General features: G+C 67.3%; 20 protein-coding genes and 1 riboswitch. Of the genes, 6 read left to right on the top strand and 14 right to left on the bottom strand.

Features of this window, described 5'->3' with window-relative positions:
* Positions 1 to 19: 19 nt before the first annotated feature.
* From K3U93_RS12625 to modA, 3 genes are read right to left on the bottom strand one after another with little or no spacing between them, the layout of a single operon-like run.
* Positions 20 to 1,126, bottom strand: coding sequence for a sulfate/molybdate ABC transporter ATP-binding protein (locus K3U93_RS12625; protein WP_083009610.1), 1,107 nt, complete (start codon positions 1,124 to 1,126; stop codon positions 20 to 22).
* A gap of 6 nt (positions 1,127 to 1,132) precedes the next feature.
* Entirely contained in the window at positions 1,133 to 1,927 is a 795-nt protein-coding gene (locus tag K3U93_RS12620; protein WP_139796782.1) for an ABC transporter permease, read from the bottom strand.
* 9 nt (positions 1,928 to 1,936) lie between these two features.
* Positions 1,937 to 2,734 (bottom strand): molybdate ABC transporter substrate-binding protein, encoded by a 798-nt coding sequence (gene modA, locus K3U93_RS12615; RefSeq protein ID WP_083009614.1) that lies wholly within the window; start codon positions 2,732 to 2,734, stop codon positions 1,937 to 1,939.
* 333 nt (positions 2,735 to 3,067) lie between these two features.
* Here modA and K3U93_RS12610 point away from each other — a divergent pair, with 333 nt between their 5' ends.
* The 3 genes from K3U93_RS12610 to K3U93_RS12600 all read left to right on the top strand — a co-directional run bounded on the left by K3U93_RS12610 (position 3,068) and on the right by K3U93_RS12600 (position 6,291).
* Positions 3,068 to 3,745 carry an SDR family oxidoreductase gene (locus K3U93_RS12610; protein WP_071512249.1) on the top strand — a complete coding sequence of 226 codons (678 nt, stop codon included), beginning with the start codon at positions 3,068 to 3,070 and terminating at the stop codon, positions 3,743 to 3,745.
* A gap of 63 nt (positions 3,746 to 3,808) precedes the next feature.
* The gene (locus K3U93_RS12605; protein WP_083009798.1) at positions 3,809 to 4,726 is read left to right on the top strand and encodes an LLM class F420-dependent oxidoreductase; all 918 of its coding nucleotides are present in this window, start codon (positions 3,809 to 3,811) and stop codon (positions 4,724 to 4,726) included.
* A 173-nt stretch (positions 4,727 to 4,899) separates the two neighbouring features.
* Positions 4,900 to 6,291 carry an NAD(P)/FAD-dependent oxidoreductase gene (locus tag K3U93_RS12600; protein ID WP_071512250.1) on the top strand — a complete coding sequence of 464 codons (1,392 nt, stop codon included), beginning with the start codon at positions 4,900 to 4,902 and terminating at the stop codon, positions 6,289 to 6,291.
* Here the strand turns inward: K3U93_RS12600 and K3U93_RS12595 are convergent.
* The 11 genes from K3U93_RS12595 to K3U93_RS12545 form a co-directional block, all read right to left on the bottom strand.
* Positions 6,288 to 6,935 carry an urease accessory protein UreD gene (locus K3U93_RS12595; RefSeq protein WP_083009617.1) on the bottom strand — a complete coding sequence of 216 codons (648 nt, stop codon included), beginning with the start codon at positions 6,933 to 6,935 and terminating at the stop codon, positions 6,288 to 6,290. The genes K3U93_RS12600 and K3U93_RS12595 overlap by 4 nt on opposite strands.
* A complete protein-coding gene (gene ureG, locus K3U93_RS12590) occupies positions 6,935 to 7,606 on the bottom strand; it encodes an urease accessory protein UreG (RefSeq protein ID WP_071512252.1) in 672 nt (223 codons plus the stop codon). The genes K3U93_RS12595 and ureG overlap by 1 nt, the downstream gene beginning before the upstream one ends.
* A gap of 10 nt (positions 7,607 to 7,616) precedes the next feature.
* Positions 7,617 to 8,252, bottom strand: coding sequence for an urease accessory protein UreF (locus K3U93_RS12585; RefSeq protein WP_083009619.1), 636 nt, complete (start codon positions 8,250 to 8,252; stop codon positions 7,617 to 7,619).
* Positions 8,252 to 9,985, bottom strand: a complete 1,734-nt coding sequence (locus K3U93_RS12580; protein ID WP_071512254.1) for an urease subunit alpha — start codon at positions 9,983 to 9,985, stop codon at positions 8,252 to 8,254. Before K3U93_RS12580 ends, K3U93_RS12585 begins: the two co-directional genes overlap by 1 nt.
* The gene (locus tag K3U93_RS12575) at positions 9,982 to 10,296 is read right to left on the bottom strand and encodes an urease subunit beta (protein ID WP_071512255.1); all 315 of its coding nucleotides are present in this window, start codon (positions 10,294 to 10,296) and stop codon (positions 9,982 to 9,984) included. The genes K3U93_RS12580 and K3U93_RS12575 overlap by 4 nt, the downstream gene beginning before the upstream one ends.
* Positions 10,293 to 10,595 carry an urease subunit gamma gene (locus K3U93_RS12570; protein WP_071512303.1) on the bottom strand — a complete coding sequence of 101 codons (303 nt, stop codon included), beginning with the start codon at positions 10,593 to 10,595 and terminating at the stop codon, positions 10,293 to 10,295. Before K3U93_RS12570 ends, K3U93_RS12575 begins: the two co-directional genes overlap by 4 nt.
* 142 nt (positions 10,596 to 10,737) lie before the next feature.
* Positions 10,738 to 12,321, bottom strand: coding sequence for an APC family permease (locus K3U93_RS12565; RefSeq protein ID WP_230981205.1), 1,584 nt, complete (start codon positions 12,319 to 12,321; stop codon positions 10,738 to 10,740).
* A 78-nt stretch (positions 12,322 to 12,399) separates the two neighbouring features.
* The gene (locus K3U93_RS12560) at positions 12,400 to 13,806 is read right to left on the bottom strand and encodes a PPE family protein (protein ID WP_230981204.1); all 1,407 of its coding nucleotides are present in this window, start codon (positions 13,804 to 13,806) and stop codon (positions 12,400 to 12,402) included.
* Positions 13,803 to 15,149 (bottom strand): PPE family protein, encoded by a 1,347-nt coding sequence (locus tag K3U93_RS12555; protein WP_083009621.1) that lies wholly within the window; start codon positions 15,147 to 15,149, stop codon positions 13,803 to 13,805. Before K3U93_RS12555 ends, K3U93_RS12560 begins: the two co-directional genes overlap by 4 nt.
* A 723-nt stretch (positions 15,150 to 15,872) precedes the next feature.
* Positions 15,873 to 17,036 carry an agmatinase family protein gene (locus K3U93_RS12550; RefSeq protein ID WP_071512257.1) on the bottom strand — a complete coding sequence of 388 codons (1,164 nt, stop codon included), beginning with the start codon at positions 17,034 to 17,036 and terminating at the stop codon, positions 15,873 to 15,875.
* Positions 17,037 to 17,153: 117 nt separating this feature from the next.
* A riboswitch (guanidine-III (ykkC-III) riboswitch) is annotated at positions 17,154 to 17,216 on the bottom strand.
* A gap of 600 nt (positions 17,217 to 17,816) precedes the next feature.
* Positions 17,817 to 18,233 carry a PaaI family thioesterase gene (locus tag K3U93_RS12545; protein ID WP_176219894.1) on the bottom strand — a complete coding sequence of 139 codons (417 nt, stop codon included), beginning with the start codon at positions 18,231 to 18,233 and terminating at the stop codon, positions 17,817 to 17,819.
* A gap of 301 nt (positions 18,234 to 18,534) precedes the next feature.
* Here K3U93_RS12545 and K3U93_RS12540 point away from each other — a divergent pair, with 301 nt between their 5' ends.
* From K3U93_RS12540 to gnd, 3 genes are all read left to right on the top strand, one after another.
* Positions 18,535 to 18,951, top strand: a complete 417-nt coding sequence (locus K3U93_RS12540) for a BlaI/MecI/CopY family transcriptional regulator (RefSeq protein WP_071512259.1) — start codon at positions 18,535 to 18,537, stop codon at positions 18,949 to 18,951.
* A gap of 14 nt (positions 18,952 to 18,965) precedes the next feature.
* Complete coding sequence (locus tag K3U93_RS12535; RefSeq protein WP_071512260.1) at positions 18,966 to 19,925, top strand: M56 family metallopeptidase; 960 nt, start codon at positions 18,966 to 18,968, stop codon at positions 19,923 to 19,925.
* 116 nt (positions 19,926 to 20,041) lie between these two features.
* Positions 20,042 to 21,508 carry an NADP-dependent phosphogluconate dehydrogenase gene (gene gnd, locus K3U93_RS12530; protein WP_083009623.1) on the top strand — a complete coding sequence of 489 codons (1,467 nt, stop codon included), beginning with the start codon at positions 20,042 to 20,044 and terminating at the stop codon, positions 21,506 to 21,508.
* Positions 21,509 to 21,517 lie beyond the last annotated feature (9 nt).

Genomic DNA, 21,517 nt, shown 5'->3' with positions numbered 1-21,517 from the left:
GCCCCGCGGTCGACGCAGGTCATCGAGGCGCCGGATACAACGTCACCTCATGAGCTTTGACGGAGAACCAGACCCGCTCCCCGGGCGTCAGCCGCAGCTCCGCGGCGGCGTCGACCGTGATTTCCGCGGCCAGGCCAGGCGCCCCGTCAGGCTGCTCTTGGCCCCGCACCAAGACCGCCGACCCGCGGATGCCCAGCTCCGCCACGGTCACCTCAACCGTATTGCGCGGGCTTCCGTGCGGCCGGTCTCGATACACGGCCACCGCGGTGGGCGGGAACACCGCGACCGCGTTCGACCCGGGGCCGAGCTGGTCGCGCATTTGTTGGGCTGGGATCGCGTGCCAGCGTGTGCCCGAGCGGGAGCGCAGCGAGCCGTCGGGGCCGACGGTCCCGTTGACCAGGTTGATGCCCGCGATCCGGGCCCCGAAATGACTGCGCGGCGCGGTGAGCACGTCGGCCACCGGGCCGGTCTCGGCGATCCTTCCGGATTCGAGCACCAGCACTCGATCGGCCAGTGTGAACACGTCCAGCAGGTCGTGGGTGACCAGGATTACCGCACAGCCGGTGCGGCGGACCACGGCGCGCAGCATCGCGCGGATGCCCGCGGCCGCGGCGACATCGAGCCCCGTCAGCGGCTCGTCGAGCAACAGCACGTCGGGCTCGGCCGCCAACGCCCGCGCGACCGCGACTCGCTGGGCTTGGCCGCCGGAGAGTTGCCGCGGTTTTCGAGCGGCGAACTGCTCGGAATCCACCTCGCGCAGCCAGCGCAGCGCCGTCGCTCTCTGGTGGGCGCGAGCCGAGCGGAACATTCCCCGGCGGCTGTGTGGTCCGAACGCCACGTTGGCGGCAACGCTCATGTGCGGAAACAACAATGGGTCCTGTAACAGCAGCCCCACCCGGCGGTCGTGCGTCGCCACGTTCACCCCGGTCGCCGTGTCGGTCAACACCCGATCCCCCAACCGCACCACGCCCTCGTCGGGGCGCACCAGGCCGGCGATGACGTGCAGGGCTGTCGACTTGCCCGCGCCGTTGGGTCCGAGCACGGCCAGCACCTCGTCCGCGGACACCGAAAACTCCACGTCCACATGGCGTTCCGCGACAACGGCGCGAAGCTGCAACTTGCTCACGGTCGGCTACCTGGCATCGGTCCCGGTCAACCGGCGGGCGCCCAGGCCCAGCACCACCAACGCCGCCACCGCTACCAGCAGGATCGACAACGCCACGGCCGCGTTCGCGTCGGTCACCCGCTGCAGGTAGATCTCCAGCGGCAGGGTGCGGGTCACCCCTTGCCGGGAACCGGCAAACGTCAGTGTCGCGCCGAACTCCCCCAGCGAGCGGGCGAACGCCAGCACCGCGCCCGACACCATGCCCGGCAGCAGCAGCGGCAGGGTGACTCGCCACCACACCGTGCTGGGGCGTGCGCCCAGCGTCGCGGCCACCACCTCGTAGTCGGCTCCCGCGGTGCGGGCGGCGCCTTCGAGGGAAATCACCAGAAACGGCAGCGAGACGAACGTCTGGGCCAACACCACGGCGGTGGTGCTGAACGCGATGCTGATGCCGGCGGCCTCCAGGTACTGCCCGATCAATCCGAGCCGGCCGAACGCGTAGAGCAGTGCAATGCCACCCACCACCGGCGGCAGCACCAGCGGCAGCAGGATTAGCGGTCGCAGCAACCGCACCAGGCGCGCCCCGCTGCGGGCCAGCACCACCGCCATCGGCACTCCCAGTACCACGCACAGCGCGGTGCTGGCGGTGGCGGTCTTCAGACTGAGCAGCAGCGCCGTCTTCGACGACGAGCTGGTGATCAGTGACCAGAAATTCGGCCAGTCGACCTTGACCGCGATCGCCACGAGCGGCAGCGCCACGAAGACGGTCCCCACGGCGGCGGGAATATACACCCAGCGGGGCAGGTCCGTAGGCCGGTGCACGATTGGCGGTCAGGGCTTGGCTTGCGGTTTCTGAAAGCCCAATTGGGCCAAGATCTTCTGGCCGGTGTCGGACGTCACCAGGGCCACGAACTTCTGCGCCAGCGTCGGCAGCGGCGCCTTCTTCAACACCGCGATGGGATAGACATTCACCGCACCGGCGGCCTCCGGAAAGTTAACGGTGGTCACTTTGTTTCCGGCGCTGTGGGCGTCGGTGACATAGACCAGTCCTGCGTCGGCCTGCCCGGTGGTGACCTTGTTGAGGACGTCGGTCACGCTGGGTTCCTCACTGACCGGGTTGAGGCGCACCCGCGTGCTGTCCTCGATGCGCTGGGTAGCCGATCCGCACGGCACCGGCTGCTGGCAGGTCACCAGGTTGAGCCCGGGCTTGGTGAGGTCGGCGAAGGATCCGATCCCTTTGGGGTTGCCCGGCGCGGTGACGATGACCAGCGTGTTGGAGGCGAAGTTCGTCGGATTGCCGGCCAGCAACCCGGCCTTGGCAACCGTGTCCATCTGCGCGGTGTCGGCCGACGCGAACACATCGGCCGTCGCGCCTTGAGTCAACTGAGTCGCGAGCTCCGAGGAGCCGGCGAACTCGAACTCGACACCGTCGCCGGGATTGTCGGTTTTAAACTGCTGACCGATCTGGGTGAACGCGGACTTCAGCGAGGCCGCGGCGAATACCACGATCGATCCGGAGGACTGCGACGGCTGGGAAGGTGACGACGAGGGTGATTTCGAACCGCATGCCACCAGGCCCGCTACCAGCATCGTCGATACCAAACCGGCCAGGATCCGGATCCGCCGCATGGGTGAACCCTAGCCCGCTGCCTCAGCGGTCCGCTTGCGGACCGCTGAGGCAGCGGGCGGTTGGGCTGGGCCCGGCGACGATGCGGTCCGCTTGCGGACCGCCGAGGCAGCCCGGCAAGCGGGGGCGCCCAAGCGGGGCAAAACCGTGGCGGCCGAATATTTATGCAAATCATCCGCGCGTCGTGGCATCCGGAATTTCGCCGAGTAGCTACTGTCCAGTAACATCTGCAAGGATTGACGCCGTAACACGCCGAGATCCCAGGCATCGGTCCTGTGGTGTGCCGCCATCGGAGACGGCCCGGGTCTGGGTTCAACGTTGAACACGAGGAGGTCGTGGCAGTGGAGGTGCTGGTCACCGGCGGAGACACCGAGCTCGGGCGCACGGTAGCCGAGGGCTTTCGCGATGACGGTCACAAGGTGACCCTCGTGGGCGCTCGCCGCAGCGACCTGGAGGTCGCCGCCAAAGAACTCGACGTGGACGCGATTGTCTGCGACACCACCGATCCGGCCAGCCTCGAGGAGGCTCGCGGGTTGTTCCCGCATCACCTCGACACCATCGTCAACGTGCCGGCGCCGTCGTGGAACACCGGGGACCCGCGCACCTACTCGATGGCCGACACGGCCAAGGCATGGCGCAATGCGCTCGATGCGACAGTGCTTTCGGTGGTGCTGACCGTGCAGGCCATCGGCGATCATCTTCGTTCCGGTGGCTCGGTCGTCAGCGTGGTGACCGAGAACCCGCCCGCCGGTAGCGTCGACGCCGCCGTCAAAGCGGCACTTTCGAACTGGATCGCCGGGCAGGCGGGCATTTTCGGCACCCGCGGGATCACGGTCAATGCGGTGGCCAGCGGGCGCGGCGCCCAAGCCGGTTACGAGGGCCTTTCGCGCACGCCGCCACCGGTCGCAGCGGAGGTCGCCCGCTTGGCGCTGTTCCTCACCACGCCCGCGGCGCGCCACATCACCGGCCAGACGCTGCACGTCAGCCACGGCGCACTGACTCGTTTCGCCTGAGCCGCTTTCTGTAACCGCGTCAGAGCTGTTTCCCACGCCGGGTCGGTCGCTACGGTGGAACCCGTGGCTATTCGACTTGGTTTGCAGATTCCCAACTTCTCCTACGGCACCGGGGTGGAGCAACTCTTCCCCACCGTCATCGCCCAGGCCCGCGAGGCCGAATCGGCCGGATTCGACTCGGTTTTCGTCATGGACCACCTCTACCAACTGCCCATGTTGGGCGACCCCGACCAGCCGATGCTGGAGGCCTACACGGCCCTGGGCGCGCTGGCCACCGCTACCGAACGGGTGCAGCTGGGCACCTTGGTGACCGGCAACACCTACCGCAATCCGGCCCTGCTGGCCAAGATCATCACCACCCTCGACGTGGTGAGCCAGGGCCGGGCGATTTTAGGCATCGGCACCGGTTGGTTCCAGCTCGAACACGATCAGCTGGGATACGAGTTCGGCACCTTCACCGACAGGTTCAACCGGCTCGACGAGGCGCTGCAGATCATCCTCCCGATGATCAAGGGCGAGCGAGCGACCTTCTCCGGCACGTGGTACCGCACCGACGAGGCGATGGCCGAGCCGCGGTTCCGCGACCACATCCCGCTGATGATCGGCGGCAGCGGTGAGAAAAAGACCATCCCGCTCGCCGCGCGTCACTTCGACCACCTCAATGTCATCGCCGGGTTCGACGAGCTGCCCGCCAAGCTCAAGATTGTGCAGCAGCGATGCGAGGACGTCGGCCGCGATCCGGCGACGCTGGAAACCAGCACGCTGACCACGGTGGTTATCGACGAGAACTTCAAGCCGGACCAGATCCCCGCCGAGATGACCCAGCGCATGGTGGTGGGTAGCGCCGAGTCGGTCGCTGACCAGATCAAGACCAAGGTGTTGGACGCGGGAATCGACGGGCTGATCATCAACATTCCCTTCTATACACCGGGTGTCATCCACGCGGCCGGGGAAGCGCTGCACCCGCTGGTCGGCCTGTAACCGGGTGCCCGCGGCGTCGGGCATGACGAGCATCACGTCCGGTGACCAGGCCCGATCCCCCCGATGTGGTTAATTACACACGCTTAGTACCTGGGTTTCGGGGTACCTGTCTTACTACCGTGGTAGCTAACTGAAACCGCCCGTCCAGAAGCCCCGTCAGGAGCAACGTATACATGAGCCCCCATCCAGAAACCACAGCTGGACCGGAGCGTCGTCATCAAGTCGTCATCATCGGATCGGGATTCGGCGGGCTGAATGCGGCAAAGAAGCTTAAGCACGCCAACGTCGACATCAAGTTGATCGCGCGCACCACCCACCACCTTTTCCAGCCATTGCTGTACCAGGTGGCCACCGGGATCATCTCCGAGGGAGAGATCGCTCCGCCCACCCGGGTCGTGCTGCGCAAACAGCGCAACGTCCAGGTGCTGCTGGGCAACGTCACCGGCATCGACCTGGCCAACCAGACCGTGGTGTCCGACTTGCTCGGCCACACCTACGAAACCTCCTACGACAGCCTGATCGTCGCCGCGGGCGCCGGCCAGTCGTACTTCGGCAACGACCACTTCGCCGAATTCGCGCCGGGCATGAAATCGATCGACGACGCGCTGGAGTTGCGTGGCCGGATTTTGAGCGCCTTCGAACAGGCCGAGCGGTCGAACGACCCGGAGCGCCGCAAGAAGCTGCTGACGTTCACCGTGGTCGGCGCCGGTCCCACCGGCGTCGAGATGGCCGGGCAGATCGCCGAGTTGGCCGAACACACCCTGAAGGGTGCGTTCCGGCACATCGACTCCACCAAGGCGCGGGTGATCCTGCTCGACGCCGCGCCCGCGGTGTTGCCGCCGATGGGCGAAAAGCTCGGTCAGCGGGCGGCCGCACGGTTGCAGAAGCTGGGCGTCGAGATCCAACTGGGTGCGATGGTCACCGACGTGGACCGCAACGGCATCACGGTCAAGGACTCCGACGGCACCATCCGGCGCATCGAGTCCGCCTGCAAAGTCTGGTCCGCGGGCGTCCAGGCCAGCGGGTTGGGCAGGGACCTCGCCGAGCAGTCGTCGGTCGAGCTCGACCGGGCCGGGCGGGTCAAGGTGCTGCCGGACCTGTCCGTCCCCGGGCATCCCAACGTGTTCGTCGTCGGCGACATGGCCGCCGTCGAGGGCGTGCCGGGCGTGGCGCAGGGCGCCATCCAGGGTGCCAAGTACGTCGCCAACACGATCAAGGCCGAACTCGGCGGGGCCGACCCGGCGGCGCGTGAGCCCTTCCAGTACTTCGACAAGGGGTCCATGGCCACGGTGTCGCGGTTTTCCGCGGTGGCCAAGATCGGTCCGCTGGAGTTCAGCGGCTTCATCGCCTGGCTGATGTGGCTGGTGCTGCACCTGGTGTACCTGATCGGGTTCAAGACCAAGATCACCACGCTGCTGTCCTGGACGGTGACCTTCCTGAGCACCCGGCGCGGCCAGCTGACCATCACCGACCAGCAGGCCTTCGCGCGCACGCGGCTCGAACAACTGGCCGAACTGGCCGCCGAGGCCCGCGGCTCGGCGGGAACCGCTCGGGTGGCCAGTTAACCGGGCAGCCGGTCGGCCTGCCAGGTGCTCAGAATCCCGCCACCCGCCAACGTCAGCACGGTCGATCCGTTGTCAATGCTGGTTGCACTGAAATCATTTGCAGGATAACGTAATTCGTTGATCGCGGCACGCGGGGCCGCGATGGCGTCGTCGGCCAGCGAGCCGGTGCCCAGTTCCACCCGGTGCCGCAGCAGCGGACGATCGGGCAAGTCGGCGTGCAGAGACCCCGACCAAAACCCTTCCCGCTCACCGGATCTGCCAATCTGCACCCGCTCGCGCAATCGGACGCGGCCCTCGTCGCGCAGGCACAGGGCCACGCTGGACAGGTGCGCGGCCGCGGCCGCGACCACGGTGGGCTCGAGGTCCACGTCGAGGCTGCCGGCGATCTCGATCTCCCAGCTTGCGCGCGACGTCGGCGTGCCCGGCCCGGGCAAGACTACGGTGGCCGCGGCGCTGCGCAGTTTCAGCCGGGCGCCTTGTTCGACGATCACGCGGATGTCGATGGTGTCCCCGCCCAACGGGGTGGCGGCCGCCGACACCAGGTGCACCGTGTCGGGCCGGGTGCAGCGGGCGGCCACACCGCCGCAGCATTGAATGCGCGGCAACCGGTCCCGGGATGCGACCAGCAGGACGCGGGAGCGCATCAAAGGCCGACCGGCTCGCGCAGTTGGGCGCGAACCCACGCCAGCACGTCCGTCGCGGCCGGGTCCTCGGCCAGCGACTGCAGCACCGTGGGCCGGCCGTCACGCACCGCGTCGGCGTCGTCGGCCATCACCTGCAGGTCGGCGCCCACCAGCGGTGCTAGGTCAGTCTTGTTGATTACCAACAGGTCCGAGTAGGTCACCCCGGGTCCACCCTTGCGCGGCACCTTGTCGCCGCCGGCCACGTCGATGACGAAGATCTGGACGTCCACCAGCCCCGACGAGAAGGTGGCCGTCAGGTTGTCGCCGCCGGATTCGACCAAAATCAGGTCGAGCGCGTCGTGGGCGGCGATCAGGTCGTCGATGGCATCCAGATTCGCGGTGATGTCGTCGCGGATCGCGGTGTGCGGGCAGCCCCCGGTCTGCACGGCCACGATCCGGTCGTCGGGCAGCACCGCATTCTTGCGCAGGAAGTCGGCGTCTTCGGTGGTGTAGATGTCGTTGGTCAGCACCGCCAGCGACAGCTCGCCCCGCAACTGCCGGCACAGCGCGGCGACCAGCGCGGTCTTGCCGGAGCCGACCGGTCCCCCGACGCCGACGCGCAGCGGCTCGCCCGGCCGCCGGAGCCTTTTTGGACGGTCGACTGGAACGTGCGGGTGCGGATGGTCGTGCATGGCAAGCCTTTCAGGATGCGAATAGGGGCCGCTCGCGTTCGGCGTGGCGCTGCGCCAGCGCGTCGAGCAACGGATCGGACAAGTCGGCCAGGCCTGTGGTTGCTTCCGTGGCGGTGCGTTCGCATGGGCCCGCGAGCCGGAACGTCAGGGCCGCCACGTCGGCCGGGTCCAAAGCCAGCAGCCGCTGGCCGGCCGTAGCCGAGCCGGTCATCGTGGTGTAGACGATCGCCAGCGCGGTCTGGTCGGGGCTCAGGTCACCCACGGCGCCGACCCGTCCTGCAGCGACGGCAAGGTGTGGGTGGGGGCCGATGTCGTCCCACCGGGCGTGCGGCCATACCCGTCGTGCCAGTCGTGCCAGTCCCCGGCCCTGGCTGCGCGACGCCCACCGTGCCGCCGGGGCCGGCGTGCGGGCATCGGCCTCCTGATCGGCATCGCCGACGCTGAGGTCACCCCGATGCACCGCCGCGGCGATCGACGCGGTGACCAACCCGTGACTGCGGATCCTCCTGTGCAAGAAGGCTTCTAGCGTCTCCAGGTTGGCCACCAGGCCACTGGCGACGGCCTCTTCCATACCGCCGGAGTGCACGTGGGCACCGGCCGGCAGTCGCGAGTCCGCAAGCGTGAGCAGTGTCGCGAGGGAGGTCATCAGAACAGGAAATATCGTTGCGCCATGGGAAGCTCGGCCGCCGGTTGCTCCGGCCAGACTTCGCCGTCGACGCGGACGGTGAAGGTGTCCGGGTCGACCTGGATGTCGGGCAGGGCGTCGTTGAGCGGCAGCTGCGCCTTCCCGACGGCGCGGACGTTGCCGACTGGGAGCAATCGCCTTGTGATGGCGAGCCTTTCGGCCAAGCCGGCGTCGATGGCCTGCGGCGCGACGAAGTGCACGGAGGTCGCCGCCGCGGCGGTTGGGGCCGCGCCGAACATCGGCCGCGGCAACACCGGCTGCGGGGTGGGTATGGACGCATTCGCGTCGCCCATTGCCGCCCACGCGATCATGCCGCCCTTGAGCACCGCGTGCGGGCGCACCCCGAAGAACGCCGGTTCCCACAACACCAGATCGGCGAGCTTACCTACCTCCACCGAGCCGATCTCGTGCTCGAGGCCGTGCGTAATGGCCGGGCAGATGGTGTATTTCGCGACGTAGCGCCGCACCCGATTGTTGTCGGCGCCATGAGGCCCGGAGCCATCGCCGGGCAGCGCACCGCGACGGCGTTTCATCACGTGCGCCGTCTGCCAGGTGCGCAGCACCACCTCACCTACCCGGCCCATCGCCTGGGAGTCGCTGCCGATCATCGAGATCGCGCCCAGGTCATGCAGCAGGTCCTCGGCCGCGATGGTGGACGGCCGGATCCGGCTCTCGGCGAACGCCAAGTCTTCGGGCACCGCGGGATTGAGGTGATGGCAGACCATCAGCATGTCCAGATGCTCGTCGAGGGTGTTCGCCGTGTGCGGTCGGGTCGGGCTGGTGGAACTGGGCAGCACGTTGGGTTTCCCCGCGACGGTGATGATGTCGGGAGCATGGCCGCCGCCGGCGCCCTCGGTGTGATAGGTGTGAATCGAGCGGCCGGCGATCGCGGCCAGGGTGTCCTCGACGAAGCCCATCTCGTTGAGGGTGTCGGTGTGCAGCGCCACCTGCACCCCGGCGGCGTCGGCGACGGTCAGGCACGCGTCGATGGCCGCCGGGGTTGATCCCCAATCTTCGTGCAGCTTGAAACCCGCCGCGCCGCCCCGCAATTGCTCCCACAACGCCTCGGCGCTGACGGTGTTTCCCTTGCCCAGCAGCGCGAAGTTCACCGGCCAGCCATCGAGTGCCTCCAACATCCGGGCCAGGTGCCATGCGCCGGGGGTGACGGTGGTGGCCTTGGTTCCCTCGGCGGGGCCGGTGCCACCGCCGACGATCGTCGTGATCCCGGCGCCGAGTGCTTCGACGATAATCTGCGGGCAGATCAGGTGCACGTGACAGTCGACGGCGCCCGCGGTGAGGATTCGTCCGTTGCCGCCGATGATTTCGGTGGACGGCCCGACCGCCAGGTCCGGATGCACGCCCGTCATGATGTCGGGGTTACCGGCCTTGCCGATGGCGACGATGCGACCGTCGCGAATCCCGATGTCGGCCTTGATGATTCCCCAGTAGTCGATAATCACCGCGCCGGTGATGACGGTGTCGGGCGCGCCCTCGGCCCGGGTCGCCCGGCCCTGGCCCATCGACTCGCGCAGCACCTTGCCGCCGCCGAACACCGCCTCGTCGCCGGCCAATCCCGGTCCCCCGCTGCGGTCTTCGGTGATCTGGACCAGCAGGTCGGTGTCGGCCAGCCTGATCCGGTCGCCGGTGGTGGGACCGAAAAGCTGCGCGTAGCGTTCCCTGGACAGCCGCGTCATGAGGGGTCGAGCCGTCCGGGCGGGTTTAGGGTCAGGCCGTGCACCTCGCGCCGTCCCCGCAGAGCGACCAACCGGACGGTCTGGGCCACACCGGGTTCGAAGCGCACCGCGGTGGCCGCCGGAACGTCCAGGCGGTAGCCATGGGCCGCGGCACGATCGAACGACAGCGCCGCGTTGGCCTGCGGCAGGTGGACGTGACTGCCGACCTGTACGGGGCGGTCGCCGGTGTTGACGATCCGCATCTCCAGCCGCTGTGCCGCGGCGTTGATCTCGATATCCTCACTGCCATAAAGGATTTCACCGGGAATCATGCGATCGGGTGATGGACGGTGACCAGCTTGGTGCCGTCCGGAAACGTCGCTTCCACCTGCACGTCGGCGAGCATCTCCGGCACTCCCTCCATCACGTCGACACGGCCCAGCACGTTGCAGCCGCTTGCCATCAGCTCGGCGACGGTGCGGCCGTCGCGCGCGCCTTCAAGGATGTGGTCGGTGATGACGGCAATCGCCTCCGGGTGATTCAGGCGCAAGCCCCGGGCGCGGCGGCGACGGGCCAGCTCGGCGGCGTAAGACAACAGCAGTCGCTCCTGCTCGTGCGGCGTAAGAAGCATGTCCTCGGATCCTGCCATTCCCTAGCGGTAGGTGACACCTCGACTCAGCCTAAGCAAGGCGCGAGAATGCGGCAGCGCTTCGACACCCGTCGATCGTTCGGCGCCGCGGGCATTCCCGACCTCCGGCGCACTCCCCGCCGCCTCACCGCGATGGAATCGCGTCAGCATGTGGGGCATCGCTGTTGACGTGGGCCCGGCTGAACGCCACGTACAAGAGGCCGAACCCGATGATGATTCCCGACATCAGCAGCACCACGTAGTTGTCGTACCAGGGCGCATCGGGTGTTCGGGGCCAGCAGACGTTGACGATGGCCGCGACGCCGTAGAGCAAGGCGCCGACGTTGACGAGCATTCCCCAGCGGCCCAGCTGGTATTTGCCGGTTGGCTTCCAGCCTTTGATCCTGGCCCGCAGGGCGGCCAGCACGACCATCTGGAAGCCGAGATAGACGCCGACGGTGCCGAAGCTGATGAGTTTGTTGAGCGGGTGTTCGGAGACGATGGAACCGATGATCAGTGTCGCCGGGACGATGACCGCGGCCAGCAGGGCGAACGGCGGCACATGTCGCTTGCGGTCGAATCGCGCCAACAGCCGGGAACCGACGATCATGCCGTCGCGGCCGTAGGAGAAGATGAGCCGGCTGGCGGCCGCCTGCAGGCTCAGCGCGCACGACACGAACGAGATCAACACGACACCCAGCACGATCCTGGATCCGATGTCGCCGAAGGCGCTTGTGAGAACTGTCGAGATCGGATTGGTGTCCTCGCCGCGGATTACCGCGCCGAAGTCGGCGACCGACAAGATCAGGCTCAGGCAGACGAATGTCGATGCGGCGCCGCCGATGTAGATGGTGCGTCGCATCGCCTTTGGAATCTGCACACCCGGGTTGCGGACCTCCTCGGCAACGTCGCCGCATGCCTCGAATCCGAAGAACTGGTAGAGGCCGATCAGGCTGGCGGCCAGGAACGCGGAGAGGAAGCTGTGATTGCCTTCGGCGCCGAAGCTGTGGAACAGCACACCGAGCCCGTGGTGCCGGTGCGTGAGCAGCAGCCAAACGCCGACCACCAGCGCGCCGATGAGCTCCGCGCTGAAGCCGAAGATCGCGAAGTAGCCCAGCACCTTGGTGCCGGTTAGGTTGATGAGCGTGGCCACCGCCAATACGGCCAGGGCGCAATAGATCTTGGCCTGCACGGAAGGGTCGAAGCCGAACATGGCGGCCACGTACGGGCCCGCGCCGAAGGCGGCGTCGGCGATGAGCGCTAATAGGCAGAACATGTAGATCCAGCCCGTCATCCACGCCCATTTGCGTCCCCACAGCCGTCGCGCCCACGGATAGACGCCACCGGCCACCGGGAATTGTGCCACCACTTCGCTGAAGACCAGCGCCACTAGCATCTGCCCCGCGCCGACGATCAGCAGGCTCCAGATCATCGGCGGACCGGCGGTGGCCAACGCGAATGCGAACACTGTGTAGATGCCGACCACGGGCGACAGGTAGGTAAAGCCCAACGAGAAGTTGGCCCACGGGCTCATCTCGCGCCTGAACTCCGACTGGAATCCCAGCGCCTTGAGCTGGGCGAGATCCTCGTCATCGTGCACGGCATCGGGTGCCGAGTCGGTGCCCGGATTCGCCCGAAGCCGAGCGTGGTCCGCGCCATTGGAGGTCACCTCGACCGTCGAATCGCTCTCCAGGCTCTTCTCAGGCCCGGCGAACTTTGCGAAAAACAATTGAACCGACCCCAATCATCGAAACAAGTTGTGCTACAGCGATTTTCATCATTAGGACATTGGTAAGCGACAAGTTTGCTACTTCTGTGCCGCCTCCTTGATCAATGTCGCGGCCGTGCGTTTGAGCACATCGCGCTGCCTGGTCACGTCGGCGATCGCTTTGCGCAGCTGGTTGAGTTCGTCTCGTTCGCTGACCGCCTCGTCGCCGTCCGCATTCGTGTTCGGCTTGACCCAGCCGGCCGCGGCGTCGTCGTTCATGCCCGACTCCCCCGCCAACGCCGGGATCACCTTGTGACGCGCGCCGGCTCGAAGGCGACCCTGGTCGCCGCGCGGCGCGTTGACGACGCTTGCCACCGGACCCATCGGGGGCATGCCGCCATAGAAGCCGCCCGGTCCGGCCGGACCAGCCTGTGGCAAACCGTCCAGCCCGGCGGCCGGGAACGCGGTGGCGGCCAGCCGGATCGCCGGCGCGGTACCCCAGGACTGCGGCACCGACAGCGTGCCGACCGACGCCGCCCGGCCCAGGCCCGCCGACACCCCGGCATTGCCCAGGCCCGTCGCCGGATTAGACGAATCCACCAGGGCCGGGGAACCCAGCCCCGCCGCCAGGCCGCTACCGGCCGGAGACACGTGTGAAGCCGCGGTCGCCGGTGCCGAAAGCGCACTGACCACCGGATTCCAGAACGCAGCTATCGGCGGCGCGATGGTCAAACACAGCCCGGAAGCATCGAAGTTCAGACCCTCGGAGAGGATTTCATAACCCTCGACCAAAGTGCTGAATTGGTTGAACGTCTGGATCGGATAGCTGTTGAGGAAATCAAGAAGCGGATTAGATCCGGAAAACGATCCGGACGAAAGGCTCTGCAGCAGGTTGGGCACGCTCGAGAACGTTGATTGCGCGCTCGGGCCGGCCGTGGCGGCTGCGGCTTGGGTGGTCGCGCCGGCCGGGTTGGTGGTCTGGGGTGGAGAGACAAAGGCCGTCAACCTCGTCGCGGCCGCCGAGGCGCCGGCATAGCCGTACATCGCCGCGGCATCCTGGGCCCACATCTCGGCGTACTGCGCCTCGGTGGCCGCGATCGCCGGGGTGTTCTGGCCCAAAATGTTGGTGGCCACCAACGAGGCCAACAACGCCCGGTTGACCTCGATCGCCGCCGGGGGCACCGTGGCCGCAAACGCCGCCTCGTAGGAAGCTACGGCCGACCCGAGCTGACTGGCGGTCTGCCCGGCGTGCGCGGCGGTGGCGCTCAGCCACGACACATACGGAGCCACGGCGGCCGCCATCGACCTCGACGACGGACCCACCCACGGCCCATCCGTTAACCCAGAAAGCACCGCGCGGTATGAGAAGGCCGCCGAATTCAGCTCTGTCGCCAACGTGCCCCAGGCCGTCGCCGCCGTCACCAACGGCCCCGATCCCGGCCCCGCATACATGCGGCCGGAATTGATCTCCGGCGGCAGCGCCGCAAAATCCGCGACGCCGATCACAGCATCGCCTCCTTAATCAGGCGCGCTGCCGCATCTCGTTCCATCGCCGCTTCGGCTATCTCCTTGCGCAGCTTGTCGAGTTCCTCGCGTTCGCGTTCGCTCAACGCGCTGGCGACATGCTGGCGAGGCCGTTGCGGCGGCGCGGGCTGGACCGGGGTGTGCGCGTCGGCGCCCGATTCTCCAGGCATCGCCGGGACGACTTTTTGGCCCGAGCCGAACCGACCACGGGTCTGCTCGCCTCTAGGCGCGTTGACCAGGCTGCCCACTGGCGGGATGCCGCCGACGAAGCCTCCGGATTCGGCTGTGACGGTCTGTGGGAAGCCGTCCAACCCGGCACTCGGCAACGGCGATGCGCCGGCGGCAAGCCGGATCGCCGGGGAGGTCCACGACCGCGGCACCGACAACGTGCCGACCGAGGCCGCCTCGCCCAAGCCCGCCGAAACCCCTGCACCATCTAGGCCCGCCACCGAGTCGTACGAACCCACCAGGGCCCCCAGCCCGGCATCGGGTGCTATGTCAGCAGCCGCAGCCGCCATAGCCCCCGGCACCAAGAGCCCGTACAGCCCGCCCATGAACGGGGTGATGCCTGAAGCGACGAACAAGAACCCACTGACCGTAAGAGCGAGGTTCCCAAAATTGACGCTGAAGTTATTGAGGGCCGCTCCTGTAGGGCCGCCAAGTAGGTTTTCCAACCAGGTAATCGGGTCGACCGCCGCAGCCGACGAGAGGCTTTGCAGCGCGCTGGGCACAGCCGAGAGCGCTGATTGCGCGCTCGGGCCGGCCGTGGCTGCCGCGGCTTGGGTGGTCGCGCCGGCCGGGTTGGTGGTCTGTGGTGGAGAGACAAAGGCCGTCAACCTCGTCGCGGCCGCCGAGGCGCCGGCATAGCCGTACATCGCCGCGGCATCCTGGGCCCACATCTCGGCGTACTGCGCCTCGGTGGCCGCGATCGCCGGGGTGTTCTGGCCCAAAATGTTGGTGGCCACCAACGAGGCCAACAACGCCCGGTTGACCTCGATCTCCGGCGGAGGCACCGTGGCCATAAATGCGGCTTCGTAGGCCGCCACCGCCGATTTGAGCTGAGTGGCGGTCTGTTCGGCCCGGGTGGCCGTAGCGCTCATCCACGACATATACGGATCCGCCGCGGCGGCCATCGTCGTCGACGACGGACCCACCCACGGCCCACTCGTGAGCTCGGACACTGCCGCCCGATACGAGCTCGCCGCGAAATTCAGCTCCGTTGTCAACCCATCCCAGGCGGCGGCGGCCGCAACCAGCGGGCCCGATCCCGCGCCCGCATACATCCGGCCGGAGTTGATCTCTGGCGGCAACATCCCATAATCCACCGCTAAGCTCCCTAAAAAGCTGACGCTCGGCGCTCGGGTTTAAACGCGCGGGCACTAATGGCACCCTGGCTGGCCACTGCTGACGTAGACATCGGCCTACGTTGTTGAAACACAGACACTTATAGTGACCCAAGTCTCTGTAACCACCCTGGCTAACTGCTGCGAATTAGCTGAGAAAGCGTGCTTTCTTTGACGCGCTGCGCGCTGGCGCCCCGCCAAGACCTGCGTTGCGCTAACGAGGTCCGGCGTTGGTGGTCTACGGCCTACGCAATGCCGCGGCCGCGTGCGCAAGCCCGAGTGCGCTTACCAGCGTCTGCCGCTGCGAGTGCGAAAATCCTTGTTGTACACCAGTTTTATCTTTGTCCGACCACCGCTAGCCCTAGGTGGCCGCACCGACCAAATCCTGTCGACGCGGGTCACCAAAGGGCCGGACGCGTTCCCGGTTCCGGCCGTGACGACGCAACCATGATCCGGCATCCTGGGCGCACGCTAAGCCCGCCTCTGCCCGCCCAGCCACGTTTGCCACAGTGCATACCAGCAAGCACCGTTAAACGATCAAGCCGGATTGCTCCGATGTGCCGAGCCTAGCCCTTCGTAACTGCGTCCGACGCGGAATCGCTTGGTGGTGAACGTATCTCGGCGCGAATCCACCGTGCGAGGAGGGACCTGAGCGCGTGGTAGGCGCAGCCGGCGACGTTCGTCGCCTGATTCCGCGAAACTGACCTAGTCGTTGAACGGCCCCCACGCGTGTCGCTTCAGGCTGGCCGGTTTCTTGCCGAGCTTTCCGGCCCGCACCATCACAGCCAGACTGTCCAAAATGACCCGGCTGCTCATCAGGGCGGTCTGCTCGGCCCAGTCGTAGGGCGGGGAGCACTCCACCACCTCGATGCCGTTCAGCCCGGGTTCGGAAATCAGCCGAATGAGGTTGAGAGCTTCGCGCGGCAGCAGCCCGCCGGGTTCGGGCCAGCCGGTGCCGGGCACGAATCCGGCGTCGATCACGTCGATGTCGAAGGACAGGTACACCGCCTTGGCGTCCTTCCACGCCGTTTCGAGCGCGACCTCCGCGACCTTTTCTATCCCGACGCGTTCGACGTCGCCGACGGTGATGACGGTGCTACCGCGCTCCCGGCCGACCTTGACGCCCGCGCGTGGCGCCTGCCATCCGCCGATGCCGATCTGGACCAGGTTGGTGGCCGGCGCGTTCTTGATGTTGGTGGCGTGGAACCACGGTGTGGTGTGCATCCGCTCGTCGAGGTCGGTTTCCTGGGTGTCGACATGGCGGTCAAAGTGGATGATGCCCACATTGCCGTCCAGATGCGGGGCGAGGCCCCGCACGGTCGGGAATCCGATCGAGTGGTCGCCGCCGAGAACTACCGGAAACACGCCTTGGGAGACCACATGCGACATGGCCTGGCTGATCTGGTCAAACGACTTCTCGATGTTGGCGGGAATGGTGAGCACGTCGCCGATGTCGACGATGTTGAGCTGTTCCCGCAAGTCCACGCCCAGCTCGTAGCAGTAGGTGCCGAAAAGGTTGGTAGCGCGGCGAATGCCGGTTGGACCGAAGCGGGTGCCTGGACGGTAGGTGGTGCCTGCGTCCAGCGGCACCCCGAAGACCGCCACCTCGGCATCGGAGACGTCGTGCACATTCTCCAGGAACGGGGCCTTGAGAAACGTTCCTCGTTCTCCAGCGAAGTGCGGCAGCTCACCACGCGCGAAGGTCGACAGTGTGCGGTCATTGATAGTAGGGGCGGCTTCCAGCCCGTGGGCGATGCAGCGGTCGATCTCTTCGTGGAGGCGGCGGGTTGGTAGCTCCGCCTCGGCCTGCTGTGCCCACCTGCCTTCCCGGTTGGGAATGTCGGCCTGCCCAGCGAACGGATTTATCATCAATCTTTCCTCTCGTCGCGAACCAAATTCACGGCGGAGGATGCCCTGGCACCCGGCAGCTAACGGAGGGCTGGTCCATGAACCCGTTTCCGGTGAACCGGCGCGCCACGCATCCCGCGGTCGCCGTCTTGTCGCTCTCCGGGTACGGCGAACTCGTCCGGGCGGCCCTTGCGGCGCGCTGCTAATTAAGGTACCGGCTCGGTCGGCGACCGCAACTTTCCGTAGCGGTCGTGTCCACCACGACGTCCGGCTCGGCCCGCTGCGGTGGTGACGGCCGGGCCGGCCAGATATGTCCGACCCCCTTGCCCCAAGGGCTGGCGCCGCGCTGCAGCCAACCCTAGCGGCTCCGATCCGCGGCATGAAAAGTTCTGTACACCAATACATCTCAAAGAGGGTCGGACAACTGCATGTCGTCATGCCTCCGCGCAAGCGTGGAGGCATTCGCGAACGCTCGGCCCAAACGGAATCGAACAACCGGGCGAGTCACCGCGCATTCGGCGACGGGCTGCGTGGCCTCCGGGAAATCCGCGCCGTGCCTCTTGGGCGAAGAAGTGGAGTTCGTTATTTTTGCTGCGGAACAGTCATTTTAGCTAAATCGGCACCGCGTCGAATCGAGCCTCTGTAACTGCTGGTCAGCTGCTGAGAATTTGCTGGGAGTTTTGGCGCGGTCGGCGCTCAAGAAGGTTTGGGCCTGACTTTGGGCCGCGGCCAGCTATTATTGTCCGCACGGTGGAAATCGCTGCGCCACACCAGTTTTGGTATCGACAGGCCTGGCCCGGCTCACGCCTCGAGGTTCTGCAGCCGCACCTGGCCCCGGGCGATCACCCGGTGGTCATCGTCGGTGATCGTGACCAGCCACAGCTGCTGACGCCGCCCGCGGTGAATCGGTTCCGCGCTGCCATACACCGTCCCGGAGGTGACGGAACGCAGGAAATCCGTGTTGTTGTTGACGCCAACGACATTCCCGCCGTCGCCACGCGCATTGAGCCAGGTGTAGGCGGCCACGCTGGCCATGCTCTCGACCATCGAGCAGTAGACACCGCCGTGCACGAGGCCCATGGGTTGCAACAGTTTGGGCCCGACCTGAAGCTGGGCGCGGGCGCCGTCGGGGCTGAGCTCGGTGTAGTGCAGACCCAACTCGTCGTCAAAGGGCGCGGTGAAATTCTGCGGGAGGATCGCGTCCGGCGGCGGTGACACGTTCATGTGTCTACACCATGGGCGAACCCGGGATCGTGAGGGCGGGCCGGCCGCGAAAACGGGCGAGCCCCGTGCACTACAGGCACGGGGCTCGCCGATCGAGTAGACCGGGGGTCACTGCAGCCCTCAGGACTCTGCCGCGATCATTGTTGCTCGACCGCCCCTAGGATAGGCAAGGCTGCCCTAATTTTGCAAGGATGGATGGGCGGCGTGGTTGGCGACGGCCAGGAGTCCGTCGTGGTACGACCGCCGGTAGTAACCCGGGGTACGCTGGTGACAACGCTCAGGAGATGAACGAACTATGGCCAAACTCACACGGCTGGGGGATCTGGAACGCGCTGTGATGGATCATCTGTGGTCCACGTCGGAACCCCAAACCGTCCGCCAGGTCCACGAAGCGTTGTCGGCGCGGCGCGACCTGGCCTACACGACGATCATGACCGTGCTGCAACGGTTGGCTAAGAAGAGCCTGGTCTCCCAGATTCGCGACGACCGCGCCCACCGGTACGTGCCCGTGCATGGCCGCGACGAGCTGGTCGCCGGGCTGATGGTCGACGCCCTGGCCCAGGCCGAGGACTCCGGCGGCAGGCAGGCCGCGCTGGTGCACTTCGTCGAGCGGGTCGGTGTCGACGAGGCGGAGGCGCTTCGGCGGGCGCTCGCCGAACTGGAAGCGAATCAACGCAATACGCCGTCTGCTGGCGCGGCGGCGGAGGACTGAGGGAGACTAACAGCGTGTCCGCGCTGGCCTTCACCATCCTCGCGGTGCTGTTGGTCGGTCCGGCACCGGCCTTGTTGGCACGCGCGACGTGGCCGTTGCGCGCCCCGCGCGCCGCGATGGTGCTCTGGCAGGCGATCGCGCTGGCCGCGGTGCTCTCGGCGTTCAGCGCCGGCATCGCGATCGCCAGCCGGGTGCTGATGCCCGGCCCCGACGGGCGGCCCACGGCCGGCGTCATCGGCGCCGCCGGCAGGCTCGGCTGGCCGCTGTGGGCCGCATACATCGCCGTCTTCGCGCTGACCGTGCTGGTCGGTGCCCGGTTGATGGCCTCGGTGGTGCGGGTGGCCATCGCCAATCGGCGACGACGGGCGCACCACCGCATGGTCGTCGACCTGGTGGGGGTCGAACACGATGCGGCCTTGGCCAAGCCGTGTGCCAGGACGCGTGACCTTCGCGTCTTGGGGGTGGCGCAACCGCTCGCTTACTGCCTGCCCGGCGTGCGTAGCCGGGTGGTGGTCAGCGAGGGGACGCTGACTGCGCTTTCCGACGACGAGGTCGCGGCGATCCTCATCCACGAGCGAGCGCATCTGCGGGCCCGCCACGACCTGGTGCTGGAAGCCTTCACCGCGGTGCACGCCGCCTTTCCGTCTTTTCCATGGCTGGTTCGCAGCGCCAACGCGCTGGGCGCGGTGCAGCTGCTGGTCGAGCTGCTGGCCGACGACGCCGCGGTCCGCGCCGCGGGGCGCGCTCCCCTGGCCCGGGCGCTGGTTGCCTGCGCGTCGGGGCGGGCGCCGTCGGGCGCGCTGGCCGCCGGCGGCACCAGCACCGTGTTGCGGGTGCGCCGGCTGTCCGGGCGCGGCAACAGCCTGGCGCTGTCGGCGGCCGCATACCTGGCCGCGGCCGCCGTCCTGGTGGTGCCGACCGTTGCCCTGGCCGTACCGTGGCTCACGGAGCTGCAGCGACTGTTCAACCTCTGACGCCGACGCGAAGCGAAACCCTTTGGAGGACCACCAGTCCGCTGTGCCACAGTGTGTCGGAACCGCTTTGCAGCTAAAAGTTCTCCGACCCGAGAGGCCCGACTGAAAGGCAAGACATGAGTACCTCGGATCTCAAGGATTCGAAGACTGCCAGCGCGCAGATCGGCGTCACCGGCCTGGCCGTGATGGGTTCGAACATCGCCCGCAATTTCGCCCGGCACGGCTACACGGTGGCGCTGCACAACCGGTCGATCGCCAAGACCGACGCGCTGCTCAAAGAGCACGGCGACGAGGGCAAGTTCGTGCGATCGGAGACCATCGCGGAATTCCTGGATGCGCTAGAGAAGCCGCGGCGCGTGCTGATCATGGTCAAGGCCGGCGACCCCACCGACGCCGTCATCAACGAGCTCGCCGACGCCATGGAAAAAGGCGACATCATCATCGACGGCGGCAACGCCCTCTACACCGACACCATCCGGCGCGAGAAGGCGATGCGCGAGCGCGGCCTGCACTTTGTCGGCGCCGGCATTTCCGGCGGCGAGGAGGGCGCGCTCAACGGGCCGTCGATCATGCCGGGCGGCCCGGCCGAGTCCTACAAATCGCTGGGCCCGCTGCTCGAGGAGATCTCCGCGCACGTCGACGGGGTGCCGTGCTGCACCCACATCGGCCCCGACGGCGCCGGCCACTTCGTCAAGATGGTGCACAACGGCATCGAGTACTCCGACATGCAGCTCATCGGCGAGGCCTACCAGCTGCTGCGCGACGGGCTGGGCAAGACCGCCGACGAGATCGCCGACGTGTTCGACGAGTGGAACAAGGGTGACCTGGACAGCTTCCTGGTCGAGATCACCGCCCAGGTGCTGCGCCAAAAGGACGCCAAGACCGGAAAGCCGCTCGTCGACGTCATCCTCGACGAGGCCGAGCAGAAGGGCACCGGCCGCTGGACGGTGAAGTCGGCGCTGGACCTCGGGGTGCCGGTCACCGGCATCGCCGAGGCGGTGTTCGCCCGCGCGCTGTCGGGTTCGGTGGCCCAGCGCAGGGCCACCACCGGGCTGGCCTCCGGTGACCTGGGTGAAAAACCCACCGACGCAAAGCAATTCACCGAGGACGTCCGGCAGGCCCTGTACGCGTCGAAGATCATCGCCTATGCGCAGGGCTTCAACCAGATCCAGGCGGGCAGCGCCGAATACGACTGGGGCATCACGCCGGGCGACCTGGCCACCATCTGGCGCGGTGGCTGCATCATCCGGGCGAAGTTCCTCAACCGCATCAAGGAGGCGTTCGACGACGACCCGAACCTGCCGACGCTGATCGTCGCGCCCTACTTCCGCAGCGCGATCGAGGCCGCGATCGACGGCTGGCGCCGCGTCGTCGTGACCGCCACCGAGTTGGGCATCCCCATCCCGGGCTTCTCCTCGGCGCTGTCCTACTACGACGCGCTGCGCACCGAGCGGCTGCCCGCGGCGCTCACCCAGGGGCTGCGCGACTTCTTCGGCGCGCACACGTACGGCCGCATCGACGACGACCCGGACAAGCGCTTCCACACCCTGTGGAGCGGAGACCGCACCGAAGTGCCCGTCTAGCAAGGACAC

Origin of the sequence: Mycobacterium malmoense (assembly GCF_019645855.1) — a bacterium.
GTDB classification, from domain to species: domain Bacteria; phylum Actinomycetota; class Actinomycetes; order Mycobacteriales; family Mycobacteriaceae; genus Mycobacterium; species Mycobacterium malmoense.
This window is presented reverse-complemented; position numbering and strand designations above follow the sequence as displayed.

Coding starts and splice junctions, on each gene's coding strand:
- K3U93_RS12585 (WP_083009619.1), bottom strand. CDS start 8,252: ATGACCTCCCTCGCGACACTGCTCACGCTTGCGGACTCGCGACTGCCG.
- ureG (WP_071512252.1), bottom strand. CDS start 7,606: ATGCACGACCATCCGCACCCGCACGTTCCAGTCGACCGTCCAAAAAGG.
- gnd (WP_083009623.1), top strand. CDS start 20,042: ATGAGTACCTCGGATCTCAAGGATTCGAAGACTGCCAGCGCGCAGATC.
- K3U93_RS12580 (WP_071512254.1), bottom strand. CDS start 9,985: ATGACGCGGCTGTCCAGGGAACGCTACGCGCAGCTTTTCGGTCCCACC.
- K3U93_RS12540 (WP_071512259.1), top strand. CDS start 18,535: ATGGCCAAACTCACACGGCTGGGGGATCTGGAACGCGCTGTGATGGAT.
- K3U93_RS12575 (WP_071512255.1), bottom strand. CDS start 10,296: ATGATTCCCGGTGAAATCCTTTATGGCAGTGAGGATATCGAGATCAAC.
- K3U93_RS12570 (WP_071512303.1), bottom strand. CDS start 10,595: ATGCTTCTTACGCCGCACGAGCAGGAGCGACTGCTGTTGTCTTACGCC.
- K3U93_RS12600 (WP_071512250.1), top strand. CDS start 4,900: ATGAGCCCCCATCCAGAAACCACAGCTGGACCGGAGCGTCGTCATCAA.
- K3U93_RS12550 (WP_071512257.1), bottom strand. CDS start 17,036: ATGATAAATCCGTTCGCTGGGCAGGCCGACATTCCCAACCGGGAAGGC.
- modA (WP_083009614.1), bottom strand. CDS start 2,734: ATGCGGCGGATCCGGATCCTGGCCGGTTTGGTATCGACGATGCTGGTA.
- K3U93_RS12595 (WP_083009617.1), bottom strand. CDS start 6,935: ATGCGCTCCCGCGTCCTGCTGGTCGCATCCCGGGACCGGTTGCCGCGC.